This is a genomic window from Thiothrix subterranea (assembly GCF_016772315.1).
Classification (GTDB): domain Bacteria; phylum Pseudomonadota; class Gammaproteobacteria; order Thiotrichales; family Thiotrichaceae; genus Thiothrix; species Thiothrix subterranea.
The window spans coordinates 1076715-1092746 of record NZ_CP053482.1; the positions used below are offsets into that span (position 1 = coordinate 1076715).

Genomic DNA, 16032 nt, shown 5'->3' on the forward strand with positions numbered 1-16032 from the left:
TTAACGAATTTTCAAGGTTGCCAAACCGATCATCACCAGAATCACCGTGACAATCCAAAAACGGACAATGACCCGTGGTTCGGGCCAGCCTTTTTTCTCATAGTGGTGGTGCAAGGGCGCCATGCGGAAAATCCGCTTGCCACCCGTGGCTTTAAAATAGCCGACTTGCATAATAACCGAGAGCGTTTCCAATACAAAAATCCCGCCCATAATTGCCAGCACGATTTCCTGACGCACGATTACCGCGACGATACCCAGTGCAGCACCCAGTGCCAATGCGCCCACGTCACCCATGAACACTTGCGCAGGGTAGGTATTAAACCATAAAAACCCCAAACCAGCACCGAATATTGCCGCACAAAATACCACTAACTCGCCTGCACCAGGAATTCTCGGCACACCCAGATATTGCGAAATGGTGGCGTGTCCGCTCACATAAGCAAAAATGGCCAAACCGCCCGCGACCATAATCGTCGGCATAATCGCCAAGCCATCCAACCCATCGGTCAGGTTCACCGCATTGCTCGAACCCACCACCACCAAATAAACCCAAGGGATAAACAACCACCCCAATTGCCAATGCGCATCTTTGAAGACCGGCAAGAAAAACGTGGTTTCAATCGGATTTGTCGCCGTAAAAAACAAGTAAAACGCACCTGCAAAACCAATCAGGCTCAAACCGACGTATTTCTGGCGGGCAGTCAAACCCATATTACGGCGCTTTTTGAGCTTAATGTAATCGTCTAAACCGCCGACCAAGCCAAAGCCTAGCGTGACAAACAACACTACCCATACATAGCGATTCGACAAATCCGCCCACAGCAAAGTCGCGATTGAAATAGCTAAAATAATCATCACGCCACCCATTGTTGGCGTACCCGCTTTCATTTGATGTTGCGGGCCATCCTCACGAATGTATTGCCCAATTTTCAAACGGGTCAGGGCGCGGATCATGCTGTGGCCAGTCCACAAGGCGATAAACAGCGCTGTCAATAAGCCCAAAATCGAACGCAAGGTCAAATATTGGAACACCCCAAAGCCACTGTAAAAATCGCTCAGGAAATCAAACAACCACACCAACATTACACAGCCCCTTGGACAGCCGCGACTGTCAATGCATCCACCACCCGTTCCATCCGCATCGAACGCGACCCTTTCACCAGCACCTGAGCACCCGGTTGCAAGCTGGCTTCTAACGCTGCCAATAAAGGCTCCAATTCACGATGGGCGTGTGCGGCTTCACCAAAAGCGGCACTCGCATGAGCACTTAACGCCCCCAAGGTAAACAATTCATCAATACCGGCTTGCGCCGCCTGCTGACCAATTGCTGCATGTAATTGTTCGCCTGTCTGCCCTAATTCGCCCATATCACCCAATACCAGTATTTTTTTGCCCGCCAAACCCGCCAATACCTCAACCGCTGCCGCCGTCGAGCTTGGATTAGCGTTGTAAGTATCATCAATCACCCGACAGCCGTGTTTACCCGGTTTAGGATTTAAGCGCCCTTTGACGGGTTGCAAAGATGCCAAGCCCTGACAAATCGTCTCCAATGGCACACCCAACGCTAATGCGGTCGCGGCGGCGGCCAATGCATTCATCTGGTTATGCCGTCCTAATAATTTGAGATCAACCGCGACCGTTTGCCCTTGAGCTTGCACATAAAATGGCATGTCAGCCGTGCTGCCGCCTTGCACATCCGCCGTATTATTCATGCCAAAACGCAACACCTTGCGCTGCTGATTCAAGCTTTGCCAATAATCGGCGTAGGTATCGTCGGCATTGATAATCGCAATTCCCGCATCACTCAAGCCGTTGAAAATTTCACCTTTTGCGCGTGATACTCCGGCAATATCCCCGAAACCCTCCAAATGGGCGGCTCCGGCATTATTAATCACGGCGACATCTGGGCAAGCAATCCGCGTCAAATAATCAATTTCACCGAAATGGTTAGCACCCATTTCAATCACCGCAAACGCATCCGTGTCACGCAAACCCAATAAGGTCAGCGGCATCCCAATGTCATTATTCAAATTGCCAGCCGTTGCCAGCGTCTGCCCTTGCAAGGACAAAATCGCCGTCAGCATTTCCTTCAAGGTGGTTTTGCCATTGCTGCCAGTCAAACCGACCAACGGTTGCTGGAAACGTTGCCGCCAAGCCGCCGCTAAACGCCCCAACGCTAAACGCACATCATCGACCACGACTTGTGGAATTGGCGCATCAACAACCCGCGACACCAAAGCGGCACTGGCTTTATCCGCTATTTGCGGCACAAAATCATGAGCATCAAAACGCTCACCGCGCAAAGCAAGAAACAAATCGCCGTCCTTTGCTTGGCGGGAATCACGTTCCACACGTTCAATGGCAATGTTTCGGCTACGCTCAACATCCGGGGCATGAAGCGTGCCGCCTGTCATTTGCGCAATCTCGCCCAACGTCAGCCAAGTCATGCGCCACACTCCTGCAACGCCAACGCTGCTTGGGTGCGGTCATCAAACGGCACTGTGCCATGTGCCAGAATTTGCACGGTTTCATGCCCCTTGCCTGCGATCAACACGGTATCGCCGGGTTGTGCCTGCCCAATAGCGAGACGAATGGCTTTAGTACGGTCGTGTTCAAAGGTCACACCCGTTTTATTGTGGAAGCCTTGCATAATGTCCTCAAATATTTGCTGCGGATTTTCAGAGCGCGGATTATCGTCGGTTACAATCACCACGTCAGCATCTGATTCAGCAATTGTTGCCATTAACGGACGTTTTCCGCGATCACGGTCGCCACCGCAACCAAACACACACAGCAAGCGTCCACGGGTATGCACCCGCACCGCCTTCAATACTTGTTGCAATGCACCCGGCGTATGCGCGTAATCCACCACCACCAGCGTGTCGGTAATTTCACCCCGGTCACTGAGCGAAGTCGAAGTGACACGTTCCATGCGCCCCGGCACGACCTGCACCTGTTGCAACCCTTGCAACGCCTCTGACAGTGTTTCGCCTTTCGCCAACAATATGCCTAAAGCCGCCAGCAAATTATGCAAATTAAATTGCCCCAATACAGGGGCTTGCAATAGCGCTTCATCTTGCCCGGTGCATACCGTTGCCCGAATACCGCTGTGATCAAATACCGGATTGCTTGCCACCAAAGTGCCAGCCGGATAATCAGCCACCTTGCCAACACCATAGCCAATCACTTGAATGGCACTGCCGCTTAATTCCGCCGCCAAACGCTGCCCAAAGGCATCATCCAGATTCAGCACCACTGCTTGCAAATCAGGCCAGTGAAACAACTTGCGCTTCGCCTCGGCATACGCTTCAACCGTGCCATGGTAATCCAAATGGTCGCGGGTAAGATTCGTCAATGCTGCCACGTTAAAGCGCACCCCATTGACTCGCCCCTGATCCAGCGCGTGCGAAGAAACTTCCATCGCCACTGTCGTAAATCCACCCTGCTGCAAATGCCGCAATAAAGCGTGCAAGGTGAGCGCGTCCGGCGTGGTATGCGTGGCAGGCTGTAACGCCCCCGGCACACCAATACCCAATGTGCCAAGCACGGCGGCTTGCTGTGGGTGAATAGCATTCAAAGCTTCGGCAACAAAATGGCTCACCGAGGTTTTGCCATCAGTACCCGTCACGCCCACCATGAACAATTCGGCACTGGGGCTGGCATTAAAACGGTCGGCGAGCGTGCCTAAATGCTCCCGCAGGGAAGGCACCGGCACTGACTCAACCGACAAGGGTGGCGGTTGTAATCCAGCTTCTGGCTCGTAAAGCACGACCGTCGCACCCGCATGTACGGCGGTAGCGGCATAACTCAAACCGTGTTGACGAGTGCCGCGCAACGCAATGAATGCCATGCCGGGTTGAATGGCACGGTTGTCCAGCGTCAAACCGCTGACTTGAATATCCGGCACAGCATCTGCAATACCGTGTAACAATTCACGCAAGGAAACGGTTTTCATGTTGCTCCTCCCGCCGAATTTGCTGGCGCTGACACGGGTATTGGTGCTTGCTGAACGGCTTGCCGAGGATCCGGTAAGTTATCGGGCGGCACATCCAGCAAACGCAGCGCTTCCGCCATCACTTTCGAGAAAACCGGCGCGGCAGCACGACCGCCGCTGTCGTCAATTTTGGGTTCATCAATTTGCACCGCCACCACCAAACGCGGGCGACTGGCGGGCGCAACACCGATAAAACTCGTTAAATAACGGTCATTTTGGTATTTATTATCAATGTATTTATAAGCCGTTCCGGTTTTACCCGCAATCCGGTAGCCGTCGACCATGGCTTTTTCACCCGTGCCACCTTTTTGCACCACCGCTTCCATCATGCCTAGCACAGCACGAGCGGTCTCTGGAGCCATCACTTGCTGACCCAATCCGGGTTTATCGAGCTTATTGATAGAGGTTGGCATCAATACGCCATTAGCGGCAAACGGTGCATAAGCATGGGTTAACTGCAATAAACTGGATGACAAACCGTAGCCATAGCCATGCGAAGCACGGTCAACCTTGCTCCATTGCGTGTAGTTGGTTAATAGCCCCGCTGTTTCGCCGGAAAAACCTGCATTCGGCGCTTGCCCAAACCCCAAGCGGCTGAGAAACATCCACTGATCACGCGCGTTCATGAGCAACGCCACGCGGCTTGCGCCCACGTTACTGGATCGCGCTAATAAAGTGGATAACGTGATTGAACCGTAATCTTTGGGATCTTTAACACTGTATTTGCCGAATTTAATTTCACCCGGTGAGGTATTAATTTCAACATCTGCTCCCAATACCCGCGCTTCCAATGCGGCTGCAATGGTCAGCGGCTTTAAGGTTGAGCCGGGTTCGGATTTATCGGTAACGGCACGGTTGCGATACAGATAGGGTTCAAGCTCTTTGCGGTTATTGGGATTGAATGAAGGCACATTCGCCATCGCCAAAATTTCCCCGGTATGCGCATCCAATACCACCACAGAACCCGCTTTTGCATTGAGCAGTGAAACCTGTGTTTTCAGTTCTTTATAGGCCAAGTATTGAATACGGCGATCAATACTAAGTTGTATATCCTGCCCCGGCTGCATTTCTTCCATGCTAATGACGCTTTCAACCAATTTGCCTTTCGCATCACGCACGACGCGCGTTTGACCGTTTTTGCCCGCCAATAATTCATTTCGCGCTTTTTCGATACCCTCAATGCCATTGCCATCCACATTGGTCATGCCCACCACATGCCCCGCTGTTTCGGCTAACGGGTAATACCGCCGGTATTCACGGGTCGCCGCCACACCGGGTAAATCCAACGCTAAAATGGTATCAGCCACTTCCAACGGCAATTGACGCCCAAGGTAATAAAATTGTTTGCTACTGGCTTCTTTTAATTTAGCGGGCAAACTGCCCTCTTCCAAACCCAGCTCTTTTTCAATCTGGCGAAACCCGGATTCCAACTGCGCAAAGCGGGTGGTTGCTAACTCTTGAGCTTCGCGCTCTTCCGCCGCATTATCGCCAACGGTCGCATCCGTTAACTGGCGTGACAGATCGTATTCACGGCGCAATTCCTCGCGGGCTTGCAACAACTCTTGCGGGTTGCACCACAAGGAAGAAACCGGAGAACTAATGGCCATCGGGTCGCCATTACGGTCAGTGATCATCCCTCGGTAAGCAGGCACGGTGACGACGCGCATCTGACGCTTATCGGCTTGCTGTTGTAACCATTCTTGCTGAAAGATTTCCAACCAAGCGGCTCGCAACATCAGCACGCCGATGACGATCAGCAAAGCCAACATCAAAAATAAGCGTCTCCCTTGGAACACCGGGGATTTAAGTGCTTTACGCCTCACTCGCGAATCACCTTAATATTATCAGCACTGGGTTTCTGCATTTTTAATACCTGTTTAGAACGGGTTTCCACGTGTACCTGATTTAACAAGGTGCTTTGTTCCAATTTCAAGCGGCTCCAATCAGCGCTCAGTTCATCGCGTTCTTTTTCCAATTTTTGCAATTCGGCAAACAATTGGCGCGAATGATGCCGATTCACTACAATCATCAGCGCCAAAGCAATCACCAAAAAATACAGTAACGCCACACGCAGCAAGCCGCTTCTATTCATGCAGACCGCTCCCCGATACGCATAATGGCGCTACGCGCGCGAACATTGCCTTCCACCTCCTCCTCTGAGGCTCGCACGGCTTTACCGATGAGTTTCATCGGCGGCTGAATAAAGGTGGGCATAACCGGCAACCCTTTCGGCAAATTAGGCACGCTGGAAGCGTCACGCAAAAAGTGCTTAACGATGCGGTCTTCGAGGGAGTGAAAACTAATGACCACTAAGCGCCCGGCTGACGCCAGCGATTCCAGCGCTTGCTGCAAACACGCTTCGACATCATCCAGCTCCTGATTAACTTTAATACGAATGGCCTGAAAACTGCGGGTGGCAGGATTTTTACCCGGCTCACGCTTGCGCACCACGCTGGCGATCAAATCAGCCAACTGTGTTGTGGTTTCCAAGGGAGTATTCACGCGGGTACGCAGGATTTCTTTAGCAATTTGGCGGGAAAAACGTTCTTCACCATAACGCCACAGCACATCGGCAATTTGCGCTTCGTCTGCCCGATTCAACCACTGCGCGGCACTTTCACCGCTGGTAATATCCATGCGCATGTCCAGTTGTCCTTCCCGCATAAAGCTGAAACCACGTTCCGCATCATCCAATTGTGGAGAAGAAACCCCTAGATCCAGCAAGATACCTTGAATTTTATCGGTTATACCGGCAGCCAGCAGCGCTTGCGGAAAATCCCGAAACGAACCGTGCCATACAAACACACGTGCATCGGCGGCGTAGCGCTGGCGAGCGTGTTCAATAGCCACAGGGTCTTTATCAATCACTATTAAGCGACCGCTCGCTCCCAGACTTTCCAAAATCAATGCCGAATGACCGCCACGACCATACGTGCCATCGACATAAGTGCCTGACTCTTGAACATTCAATGCCTGCACGGCTTCCTGCAATAGCACTGTGTCATGTTTCAACACGGAATCAACCACCTTTTATCGACATTATAGGGAAACCTGATTCAAGATTTCGGTCGCTTCGGCATCGTCTTGCGCTTCCAGCAACCACGATTCACGAGCCGCCTCCCACGTATCAGCGTCCCACAGTTCTAATTTATTCGCCTGACCGACCAGCACCGCACGCTTGTCGAGATTGGCATACTCGCGCAAGGGTGCTGGCAATAACACTCGGCCTTGCGCATCCAGCTCTAATTCAGCGGCGTGACCTAAGATCAGACGCTGCATATTGCGTACCCGACGATTCATATTGGGCAAAGACATCAGGGTTTTCTCGATCTTAAGCCATTGATAAATCGGGTAAATAAGCAAGCATTTATCGGTGTGGTCAACCGTAATAACAACCTGCCCCGCCGCATTTTCTGCAATATCATCGCGATACCTAGCGGGCATAGCGAGCCTGCCCTTGGGATCAATCGAAATGTTGGAAATACCACGAAACATGCCACCTGATTCCACTTACGATGGGAACAAACCCCACTTTTTTCCACTTCCTTCCACTTGAGAAGGAATATAGGCAGACAGCATCTACCTGTCAATAAAATCAGATCAAAATTGCTTTAAATAAAATAATGAAGGACAAAAACAAAACAAATTCACCAAGACTAACTTGGCAAATTGCTTTATAATCAAAAAATTGGAATGAAATTCTAAGAACTTGGATTAAAATTCAGATGGCTATTATTTTGGATTAATAGACTGAATAAATAATAATAAAAAGATAGAGCTGATCTGTAAGCCGGGTTCTGTCATGGACAATCATTCATCTGGGATGTACGTCGCCGTACACCTCTAGCAACCTACCCGGATGCAGTGCGGGTCACACCAATGCATCCCTATTTGGTCTTGCTCCGAACGGGGTTTGCCGTGCCATCGACTGTTACCAGCGACGCGGTGCGCTCTTACCGCACCCTTTCACCCTTACCGATGAGCGAACTCACAGGCGGTTTACTTTCTGTTGCACTTTCCGTCAGCTCACGCTGCCCAGGCGTTACCTGGCGTTCTACCCTATGGAGCCCGGACTTTCCTCCATTTCCTACTTGCGCAAGAAACCGCGATTGCCCGATCAGCTCTGGGGCGCAACATAACAGATAAGCGCTAACGTTGCACCTGTGTAACCACAGAAACTTGCTGAGCGGCTTCCACTGACTGCTTAGGTGCTACCTCAGGCGTAGCAACTACCCAATAGTGGAAAAACCGCTGTGGAAAAAACTCAGGGTAATTCACCGCACCCACAAACAAAAACAACGTTGCCAAAGCAAACGCAATCAATACATCGGTTACACTATTAATAAGCCACTGGAGCACGGGCACTTCCTCGACACCTGACCGAAAGAATACAGATATAGCGCAGATTGTCTGAAATTGCCCGCTAGAAACCGCATAAAACAGCTAGATAACACTCAAAATGGCATCTTGCAATTGTACTGCCGCCACAATCGAGACCGTGCCGACCAACAAAACCAAACCGGGTTTACGGAGAATGGATAAACCGTGCGATGCCAAAATAGCGCCCACGAAGAAAAAGCCAATCACACCAATGATTAACACGGCAGGTACGTCGACCCCCATCAGACGCGCAATGCTGAGGAAAATCACCCCAGCAATTCCCGTTATCAATAGTGCTTTAAGCACTTCCGACGGCACGGCACAGTGGGTGCGTGCAACTAAATCGTTCATGCAGAAGCTCCTGCTTAACATTCTAAAACCACAGCATAATATAAGACTTTGCTTAAATACAAATTTAGAAAACGCAAAGTGCCGATCAAGGGCTCTATTCCTGCGACAATTTGTCGGGTTATACCGGCATCGCGCCGAATCTGTTACAGTTAGAATTCAAACGAGCTAGGGGTGCTTGCATGGGCAGGCTGAGATTAGACCCTTGGAACCTGATACGGATGATACCGGCGCAGGGAATGCTCCATTGGAGTGCTATTCCCCGCCACAATGGAGCAAATAATATGAGTGCAATACCTGCGGCCTTCTTGAAAAAAACGGCTGAATTGTCTAGCGAAGTCACCCAACCCTTCCCTAATTCCCGTAAGGTTTACGTGCAAGGTTCACGCGCCGACCTCCGCGTGGGAATGCGTGAAATCGACCAAGACCCTACCGCCGCCAGCTTTGGTGCAGAAGAAAATCCACCGATTCCGGTATATGACACCTCCGGCCCGTTCACCGACCCCGCCGTCAGCATCAATCTGATGGAAGGCATCCCCGATGTGCGCCTCAACTGGATTTTGGAGCGCAATGATACCGAACAACTCGACGGCCCCACTTCGGATTTTGGCCTAGCCCGCCAAAACGACCCAAAACTGGCACACTTACGTTTTGCACACCTTCGCGCCCCGCGTCGCGCCAAAGCGGGCAAAAACGTCTCGCAAATGCACTACGCCCGCCAAGGCACGATCACCCCGGAAATGGAATACGTCGCCATCCGCGAAAACTTGCGGTTGCAAGAATTACGCGCTGACCCGCGTTATAGCAAATTGCTACGCCAGCACGGTGGACAAGCTTGGGGTGCAAACCTACCTGCGGAAGTCACTCCCGAATTCGTGCGCAAAGAAGTGGCGGAAGGCCGCGCCATCATTCCTGCCAATATCAATCACCCCGAACTTGAGCCGATGATTATCGGGCGCAATTTCCGCGTCAAAATCAACACCAATATCGGCAACTCAGCAGTTTCCTCGTCCATCGAGGAAGAAGTCGAAAAAATGGCATGGTCGGCACGTTGGGGCGGCGATACCTTAATGGATTTATCCACTGGCAAAAATATTCACGAAACCCGCGAATGGATTCTGCGCAATGCGCCGATGCCCATCGGCACAGTGCCTATTTATCAAGCGCTGGAAAAAGTGAATGGCAAAGCCGAAGACCTCACTTGGGAAATCTTCCGCGACACCCTGATCGAACAAGCCGAACAAGGCGTGGATTATTTTACTATCCACGCAGGCGTGCGCTTAGCCTACGTTCCAATGACCGCCGAACGCTTGACCGGTATCGTGTCACGTGGCGGCTCAATCATGGCGAAATGGTGCTTGGCACATCACCAAGAAAACTTCCTGTACACGCATTTTGAAGACATCTGCGAGATCATGAAGGCTTACGACGTGAGCTTCTCACTGGGTGACGGCTTACGCCCCGGTTCTGCTGCGGATGCCAACGATGAGGCGCAATTTGCTGAACTGGAAACCTTGGGTGAATTGACCAAAATTGCTTGGCAACACGACGTGCAAGTGATGATCGAAGGCCCTGGTCACGTGCCGTTGCACATGGTCAAAGAGAATATGGACAAGGAATTGCAGGATTGCTTTGAAGCGCCGTTCTATACCTTGGGGCCATTGGTCACGGACATTGCACCCGGTTACGACCACATCACCTCCGGCATTGGTGCGGCAAATATCGGCTGGTACGGTTGCGCGATGTTGTGCTACGTCACCCCGAAAGAACATTTAGGCTTGCCGAATAAGGAAGATGTGCGCGTCGGCATTATCACCTACAAAATTGCGGCACACGCGGCGGATTTGGCGAAAGGCTGGCCGGGCGCACAAGTACGTGATAACGCCATGTCAAAAGCACGTTTCGAGTTCCGCTGGGAAGACCAGTTCAATCTGGGGCTAGACCCGGATCGGGCGCGTGAATATCACGATGAAACCTTGCCGAAAGATTCCGCGAAAGTGGCGCATTTCTGCTCCATGTGTGGCCCACATTTCTGCTCGATGAAAATCACCCAAGACGTGCGTGATTACGCCGCTAAACAAGGTGTGGACGCGCAAGCAGCGCTACAAAAAGGCATGGAGGAAAAAGCGGTGGAATTCATCAAAACCGGTGGAAAGTTGTATCACCAAGCTTAATTACCCCAAATGATTAAAGGCTGCCTCCACAGCCTTTAATCATGGGCAGCAATGACGGGGTTACACCTTGTCTTGCTGCTTATCCAAGAATGCCTGCCGCAAACCGCACCTCACTGCCGCATCCACTTTACCGAAATGCCCTTTGCGCGTTGTTCGCCAACAGACGATAGCCGAAAATGCCAATAACAACATGGCAATAGGTACGGCAAGATACAAATAATCCATCCACTTCTCCTCTACCCACTCTCTCAGTCGTGCGCTTTCATTATCTACGCATAACCCAAAGTTAGGCAAGGGTTAACCCTAAAAAAGTCCATAAGAAAATAAAATGAGCGCCGGTGAATCAAGCGAGGAGAGCAGACGCAAAAACGCCTCCGAAACAGGGGGAATCGGAGGCGTGAAAAACTGAATAGCTTCTCAACCAAGTCACTAGATAAGGAGATTCAGTATTTTGGATTTTAGCGCTTACAGTACCAAATTGGTCATGATTTATTCTTATGCAAATTAATCAAACTTAATGATAACTGAATACACTGAAACTTAACCCCTTATGCAACAGTTTATCGTACCCTTAGGACAACGAGGCAATATGCTTCTACAATAGCCGTTAGGTAAGACTGTGCGAGGAGAACGCTTATTTCTGCCCCAAATCCTTATAACACCATCAAGGCATACACCCTGATCGCGCTGGCATTCTCGGCGACGTTAGTCTGTCTGTTTGCTTGGTGGTTTCAAGCCCCTTGGTGGCTGCTGGGTATTTATACCGTAGCGGCGGTTTTAATCGCGCTCAGCGTGCCGCTATTGTACCGCCTATTCGGTTACAAAATGCAGGACGAAGCGTTGTGGCTGCACGAACGCAATCTGCGCGAACACGCCACCCTGATGCAACGCTTGGACAATGCCCGCGAATCCCTAACCGAATTAAACATTACTGCCGGTGTGAAACAAGCCAATATCCTCACCGACATTCTCGACGATTACCGTTCGGTGGTGGAAACCCGTTTTATCGGCAAACAATTCGCACCGATTACCTACCTGAATGCCGCTCGTAGTGTGCAGGAACACGTCGTGCAAAATCTCACTGACATGGTGGCGGTTGGGCATAGCCTTGCCGGATTAAACCGCCAAGCTGCACAATCGGATTTGCATCAGGAACAACAACAACGCATCACCACGTTACTCGCCGAAAACGATAAATTCTTCACTGCCTTAAACGAAACCGCCGTGGAAGTCGCCAATATTCGCTCAGTCAGCGAATTTGCGCGGCTCGACACCTTGGCGCGTTTAGTCAGTTTGGCGCAAACCGCCAGCCACACAGGAACCCAGTCATGAATATGCGCAACACCCTTACTTTCACCGCCATCGCTTGGTTAGTCGCCACCACGTTAAGCGGCTGTGGCGAAACCCTCGACACCAAAGAAAAAGCCGAAGCCAAAGTCGCCGAACTGGTACAAACCGAAATTCAGCCCACCCAGCGTGAAAATCAATACCGCGCCAATATCCAACTGACCCGCACCAATTTGCTGGCAATGTTGCCGGATTTAGCCGAATACCCGCTGTTGCTGGACGTAACCGACAATAATGACACCGAAGTCGCAGAAATTTTCACCTCTGCCGACAAAGCAGGCAAAGGCTTGGACGGCGTGTATCTGGAGTTAGCCGAAAATTTCAACCAACAACGCCAAACCCTGAGCAACGGTAAAAAAGCCGCGATTACCATCCGCAAACTCGATTCCGGGTTAGGGGCGCAATTCATTATGACCGGGCAATACATTGCCGAAGCGTATTCCCCCGCGAATGCCTTGTGGGGAAGTTTGGTGAATAGCAGCAGCAATAAACTTACCACCATTGCCGACGTAACTGCTTCCAGCGTCGGCGGGGTAATTGCGCGGAAAACCAAACTCGACCTGATTACCACCGATGGTAAGCTTGACGTTGCCAAATTGCTCACCAACGTCAGCAGCGGCGAATTTGCGATGGGTTACACCAACCCTTACCAATCCGCCACTGGCTTAAACTTCTTAATCACGGTGCTGGATGCGTTTGCGAAAGGCGATCACAGTCAAATGTTGTCGCCGGATGTTGCCAGCGCGTTTGAAGCCTTCCAGCTCGGTGTGCCGTTTGTGGCGCAAAACACCCTGCAAATGCGTGATGCCGCCATGGGCAGCGGCGTATTGGATGGTTTTGTGGGCAGCGAACAAACTTGGTTAAGTGCCACCGGCATGGATGATTACCAATTCGTGCCGTTCGGGGTACGCCACGACAATCCGCTGTACGCCACCAGCGAGGCTGACCCGGCGGAGTTGGAAACCTTGAAGCTGTTTGCTAACTACATTGCCACCCAAAAATCGGTACTAACCAAGTACGGCTTTGAAACCAGCCCCGATTTCCGCGATGCCTACAAAATTCCCGATGGCAACACCCTTGCCCAAGCGCAAAAACTTTGGAAACAGAAAAAGTCCGGTGGCAAACCGGTTGCGGCAGTGTTTGTTACCGATATTTCCGGCTCAATGGAAGGCGAACGCATTAAAAATCTGAAAAAAGCCCTGATCGAATCCTCCGACCTGATCAGTGCCAATAACGCGATTGGCTTGGTGTCGTACAACGATACCGTGAACGTGGATTTGCCGATTAACCCGTTCAACGTGCAACAAAAATCCTTGTTTAACGGCGCGGTGGAACAGCTTTCGGTGGGCGGCAAAACCGCAACTTACAGTGCCACTTTAGTGGCGGCGAATTTGCTGAGCGAATTCAAAAAGACCCACCCGGATTACAAAACCGTGATCTTCGTATTATCCGATGGCGAAACCAATATGGGCGTGGATTTCGAGCAAACCAAAACCTTGCTGGAATTGGTCGGCATCCCGATTCACACCATTGCTTACGAACTAAGCTCGCCCGAACTCAAGGAAATGGCGAGTCTGGCAGAAGGCGCGTATACCGAATCGAGTGCGGGTTCGGCCTCATTCCGCATCGGTAACTTGCTGAATTCGGAAATGTAAGCCAGAGGAGGCAGCGCGTGAAAGGCTTGAAAATCTTTGGTTTATTTTTAGTGCTGCACGCGGCAGCTTGGGCGGGTACGCACGTTTACCTGAGCCAACACCAGCCGGATGTGCTGATCGTGGTCGATACCTCGTATGCGTTGAAACCGCAATTCGCAGCGATGGAACACTGGATTGCGGCGCGGGAAGCGAGTACCCGTTACAAAAAGATTGTGGTGGGAACGGATAAAGCGTTACTGGGGGAACTTGCCTCCCTAAAATCCAGAGAGGCCATTTTCCGCACCGCCTTTGGGCGGATGAGCGTGGAAAATTTACAGCGTTATGCCTCAACGCCTGCTGTGGAAAAAATCCTGCTATCCGATGGCAGTATCAATCCAGAGGGGTGGACGGTAGTGACGTTTCCTTGACCAGCGTGGTGGCTTGCATCTGCCCCGAAAACAGACTGGAGGCGAGAATTAGGATTGCGCCGACCCATTCATTCCAATCCATGCGCTCTTGAGTTAACCAATAGGCTGCAATCGCCGCCACCACCAGTTCAAACAGGAAAATGACGTTGGATTGGCTGGCTGGCACTCGCGCAATGCCGTATTGCACCGCATAAGTGACACTCCCCACCAACACCGCCAAACCCAGTAACAAAACCAGCGCTGATGTTGAAAATACTTGCAAGCCACCGCTATGCGGCATGAGCAGCAAACCCAACCCTGTCAAGACGCTCACCCCCAGCCATACGCTTAAGGTTTTCACGCCTTCGCTGACTTCTACGCCCAGATAACGACCGGCGACAATACTCAACGCAAAGGTGACACCAGCGGATAAGCCCAACCATTCCGCCTGATTACTCGGCAGCGGTAAACGCCCATCGGGTTGCCACAACATAATGACTGCCCCCCACAACGACAGCACAATGACTGACCACCCCACACGGTTCAAACGTTCATGCAGAAAAACGCGGGCGAATACCACCGTCCATAACGGTGATAGGTAAAACAGCAGCAAGACACGCATGATTTCGCCGTCTAATGCGCCCAATACGTAACCGACGTTGCTCCAGCCGGAAGTGATCGCCAAGATCAGCAGCCAAAACCACTGGCTGCGCACTTGCCATAGCCCTTTGGCGTAATACCAGCCAATGATCAACGTGGGCAAGGTATACGCAATACAAGTAGCGAGTAATCCACCTACCCCTAGGTCATCCAATAAGCGGAATGGATACCAAAACAAGCCCCACAAGGTGGCGGAGTAGAATAACGTGAGCAAGGCGAGATTGTGTTGCCAGCGAGTTGAACGCATAAAACCTTCCAATAATCGACAGTCTATCCAGTTTACTGGAAAATCTACGTGGCTTTAGCGTTATAATCGTTTTTGTTGTTGAATCAAGCCTACTTTTATCCTTTGGTAACAAGCGAGTGTTATGACCCTAACGAGTGACGAACTCCAACAGTTATTAAGGCGCTCAGCATTACTGGATGCGGCTCTGATACGTTTTGTACCTGCCCATTTTAAGGGCGTATCTGACCGCGTGGCTTCCAGCCGTATTATGTGCGGGGTCGGCTTTGAACACGCTGAGAGTGTCAAAATACTGATTACTAACGATAACTTTACTTCAGCAATCAGCCTGTTACGGCTTCAGTATGAAGCACTGGTACGTGCGGTATGGCTGCAATACGCGGCGAGTGACAAGGTAACACAGAGACTCATGGGGGAATTCACTCACGAAAAAGCCAAACAAGCCGATAGATTATCGATGATGACTCAGATGCTACAGGAACTGGAAGGCAAAGCGCCCTCGGATATAATGAACTTGCTGCTGCAATTCAAAGAGTATTCATGGAAACCCCTGAGTTCTTACGTACACGGCGGCATTCATGTATTAAACCGTCATAGCAAAGGCTATCCTCCTTTTTTGATTCATCAAGCGGTACGCGCCTCCAACAGTGTGTCTATTATCTTAGCCATGCACTTAGCGCAAATTTCTGGTGAACCTAAGCAGATGTTGCTGTTATCAACCCTGCAAGTCACATTTGCCGATTGTTTGCTGGAATCTCATGCGCAAACGGTGGCGAAACATCTCATCATTAAACCAGTCAAGCGCAACACGGAGCAGTAGCATAGGTTGTGACCACGTAGTAAG

At 51.0% G+C, this 16032-nt stretch carries 16 protein-coding genes, 1 other RNA gene and 1 riboswitch; of the genes, 5 read left to right on the plus strand and 12 right to left on the minus strand.

Annotated features, from left to right (window positions below; translation table 11 throughout):
- The 10 genes from mraY to HMY34_RS05180 form a co-directional block, all read right to left on the minus strand.
- Positions 1-1083 (minus strand): phospho-N-acetylmuramoyl-pentapeptide-transferase, encoded by a 1083-nt coding sequence (mraY, locus tag HMY34_RS05135; protein WP_202718225.1) that lies wholly within the window; start codon positions 1081-1083, stop codon positions 1-3.
- The gene (locus HMY34_RS05140; protein WP_202718226.1) at positions 1083-2447 is read right to left on the minus strand and encodes a UDP-N-acetylmuramoyl-tripeptide--D-alanyl-D-alanine ligase; all 1365 of its coding nucleotides are present in this window, start codon (positions 2445-2447) and stop codon (positions 1083-1085) included. The genes mraY and HMY34_RS05140 overlap by 1 nt, the downstream gene beginning before the upstream one ends.
- On the minus strand, positions 2444-3955 hold the full coding sequence (locus HMY34_RS05145) for a UDP-N-acetylmuramoyl-L-alanyl-D-glutamate--2,6-diaminopimelate ligase (RefSeq protein ID WP_202718227.1): 1512 nt from the start codon (positions 3953-3955) through the stop codon (positions 2444-2446). The genes HMY34_RS05140 and HMY34_RS05145 overlap by 4 nt, the downstream gene beginning before the upstream one ends.
- Positions 3952-5817 (minus strand): peptidoglycan D,D-transpeptidase FtsI family protein, encoded by a 1866-nt coding sequence (locus tag HMY34_RS05150; RefSeq protein ID WP_228287980.1) that lies wholly within the window; start codon positions 5815-5817, stop codon positions 3952-3954. Before HMY34_RS05150 ends, HMY34_RS05145 begins: the two co-directional genes overlap by 4 nt.
- Positions 5814-6086 (minus strand): cell division protein FtsL, encoded by a 273-nt coding sequence (gene ftsL, locus HMY34_RS05155; RefSeq protein WP_202718228.1) that lies wholly within the window; start codon positions 6084-6086, stop codon positions 5814-5816. Before ftsL ends, HMY34_RS05150 begins: the two co-directional genes overlap by 4 nt.
- Positions 6083-7009: a 16S rRNA (cytosine(1402)-N(4))-methyltransferase RsmH gene (rsmH, locus tag HMY34_RS05160; protein WP_407701848.1), complete on the minus strand. Its 927-nt coding sequence runs from the start codon at positions 7007-7009 to the stop codon at positions 6083-6085. Before rsmH ends, ftsL begins: the two co-directional genes overlap by 4 nt.
- A gap of 24 nt (positions 7010-7033) precedes the next feature.
- Positions 7034-7489 (minus strand): division/cell wall cluster transcriptional repressor MraZ, encoded by a 456-nt coding sequence (mraZ, locus tag HMY34_RS05165; RefSeq protein WP_202718230.1) that lies wholly within the window; start codon positions 7487-7489, stop codon positions 7034-7036.
- Positions 7490-7764: 275 nt separating this feature from the next.
- Positions 7765-8119, minus strand: an RNA gene (gene rnpB, locus HMY34_RS05170) — RNase P RNA component class A.
- Between the two features lie 24 nt (positions 8120-8143).
- Complete coding sequence (locus tag HMY34_RS05175) at positions 8144-8353, minus strand: hypothetical protein (protein ID WP_202718231.1); 210 nt, start codon at positions 8351-8353, stop codon at positions 8144-8146.
- Between the two features lie 84 nt (positions 8354-8437).
- On the minus strand, positions 8438-8725 hold the full coding sequence (locus tag HMY34_RS05180) for a hypothetical protein (RefSeq protein WP_202718232.1): 288 nt from the start codon (positions 8723-8725) through the stop codon (positions 8438-8440).
- Between the two features lie 157 nt (positions 8726-8882).
- A riboswitch (TPP riboswitch) is annotated at positions 8883-8979 on the plus strand.
- A 27-nt stretch (positions 8980-9006) separates the two neighbouring features.
- Here HMY34_RS05180 and thiC point away from each other — a divergent pair.
- On the plus strand, positions 9007-10896 hold the full coding sequence (gene thiC / locus HMY34_RS05185; RefSeq protein WP_228287981.1) for a phosphomethylpyrimidine synthase ThiC: 1890 nt from the start codon (positions 9007-9009) through the stop codon (positions 10894-10896).
- A gap of 60 nt (positions 10897-10956) precedes the next feature.
- Here thiC and HMY34_RS05190 read toward each other — a convergent pair whose 3' ends face one another.
- Positions 10957-11121: a hypothetical protein gene (locus HMY34_RS05190; protein WP_202718233.1), complete on the minus strand. Its 165-nt coding sequence runs from the start codon at positions 11119-11121 to the stop codon at positions 10957-10959.
- Between the two features lie 567 nt (positions 11122-11688).
- Between HMY34_RS05190 and HMY34_RS05195 the strand changes: the two genes are divergently transcribed.
- From HMY34_RS05195 to HMY34_RS05205, 3 genes are read left to right on the plus strand one after another with little or no spacing between them, the layout of a single operon-like run.
- Positions 11689-12228: a hypothetical protein gene (locus HMY34_RS05195; protein WP_228287982.1), complete on the plus strand. Its 540-nt coding sequence runs from the start codon at positions 11689-11691 to the stop codon at positions 12226-12228.
- The gene (locus HMY34_RS05200; RefSeq protein ID WP_228287983.1) at positions 12225-13898 is read left to right on the plus strand and encodes a vWA domain-containing protein; all 1674 of its coding nucleotides are present in this window, start codon (positions 12225-12227) and stop codon (positions 13896-13898) included. Before HMY34_RS05195 ends, HMY34_RS05200 begins: the two co-directional genes overlap by 4 nt.
- Positions 13899-13915: 17 nt before the next feature.
- Positions 13916-14305 (plus strand): hypothetical protein, encoded by a 390-nt coding sequence (locus tag HMY34_RS05205; RefSeq protein WP_202718234.1) that lies wholly within the window; start codon positions 13916-13918, stop codon positions 14303-14305.
- Here HMY34_RS05205 and HMY34_RS05210 read toward each other — a convergent pair.
- Entirely contained in the window at positions 14268-15191 is a 924-nt protein-coding gene (locus HMY34_RS05210) for a DMT family transporter (protein WP_202718235.1), read from the minus strand. The two genes, HMY34_RS05205 and HMY34_RS05210, sit on opposite strands and share 38 nt — an antisense overlap.
- A 121-nt stretch (positions 15192-15312) precedes the next feature.
- On the opposite strand from HMY34_RS05210, the gene HMY34_RS05215 reads away from it, so the two are divergent.
- Positions 15313-16008, plus strand: a complete 696-nt coding sequence (locus HMY34_RS05215; protein WP_202718236.1) for a DUF6988 family protein — start codon at positions 15313-15315, stop codon at positions 16006-16008.
- Positions 16009-16032: the final 24 nt, after the last annotated feature.

Excerpts from the sequence above, each read along its gene's own strand:
- mraY (WP_202718225.1), bottom strand. The coding sequence starts at position 1,083 with ATGTTGGTGTGGTTGTTTGATTTCCTGAGCGATTTTTACAGTGGCTTT.
- HMY34_RS05200 (WP_228287983.1), top strand. The coding sequence starts at position 12,225 with ATGAATATGCGCAACACCCTTACTTTCACCGCCATCGCTTGGTTAGTC.
- HMY34_RS05210 (WP_202718235.1), bottom strand. The coding sequence starts at position 15,191 with ATGCGTTCAACTCGCTGGCAACACAATCTCGCCTTGCTCACGTTATTC.
- HMY34_RS05215 (WP_202718236.1), top strand. The coding sequence starts at position 15,313 with ATGACCCTAACGAGTGACGAACTCCAACAGTTATTAAGGCGCTCAGCA.
- HMY34_RS05145 (WP_202718227.1), bottom strand. The coding sequence starts at position 3,955 with ATGAAAACCGTTTCCTTGCGTGAATTGTTACACGGTATTGCAGATGCT.
- ftsL (WP_202718228.1), bottom strand. The coding sequence starts at position 6,086 with ATGAATAGAAGCGGCTTGCTGCGTGTGGCGTTACTGTATTTTTTGGTG.
- HMY34_RS05190 (WP_202718233.1), bottom strand. The coding sequence starts at position 11,121 with ATGGATTATTTGTATCTTGCCGTACCTATTGCCATGTTGTTATTGGCA.
- thiC (WP_228287981.1), top strand. The coding sequence starts at position 9,007 with ATGAGTGCAATACCTGCGGCCTTCTTGAAAAAAACGGCTGAATTGTCT.
- HMY34_RS05180 (WP_202718232.1), bottom strand. The coding sequence starts at position 8,725 with ATGAACGATTTAGTTGCACGCACCCACTGTGCCGTGCCGTCGGAAGTG.
- mraZ (WP_202718230.1), bottom strand. The coding sequence starts at position 7,489 with ATGTTTCGTGGTATTTCCAACATTTCGATTGATCCCAAGGGCAGGCTC.
- HMY34_RS05140 (WP_202718226.1), bottom strand. The coding sequence starts at position 2,447 with ATGACTTGGCTGACGTTGGGCGAGATTGCGCAAATGACAGGCGGCACG.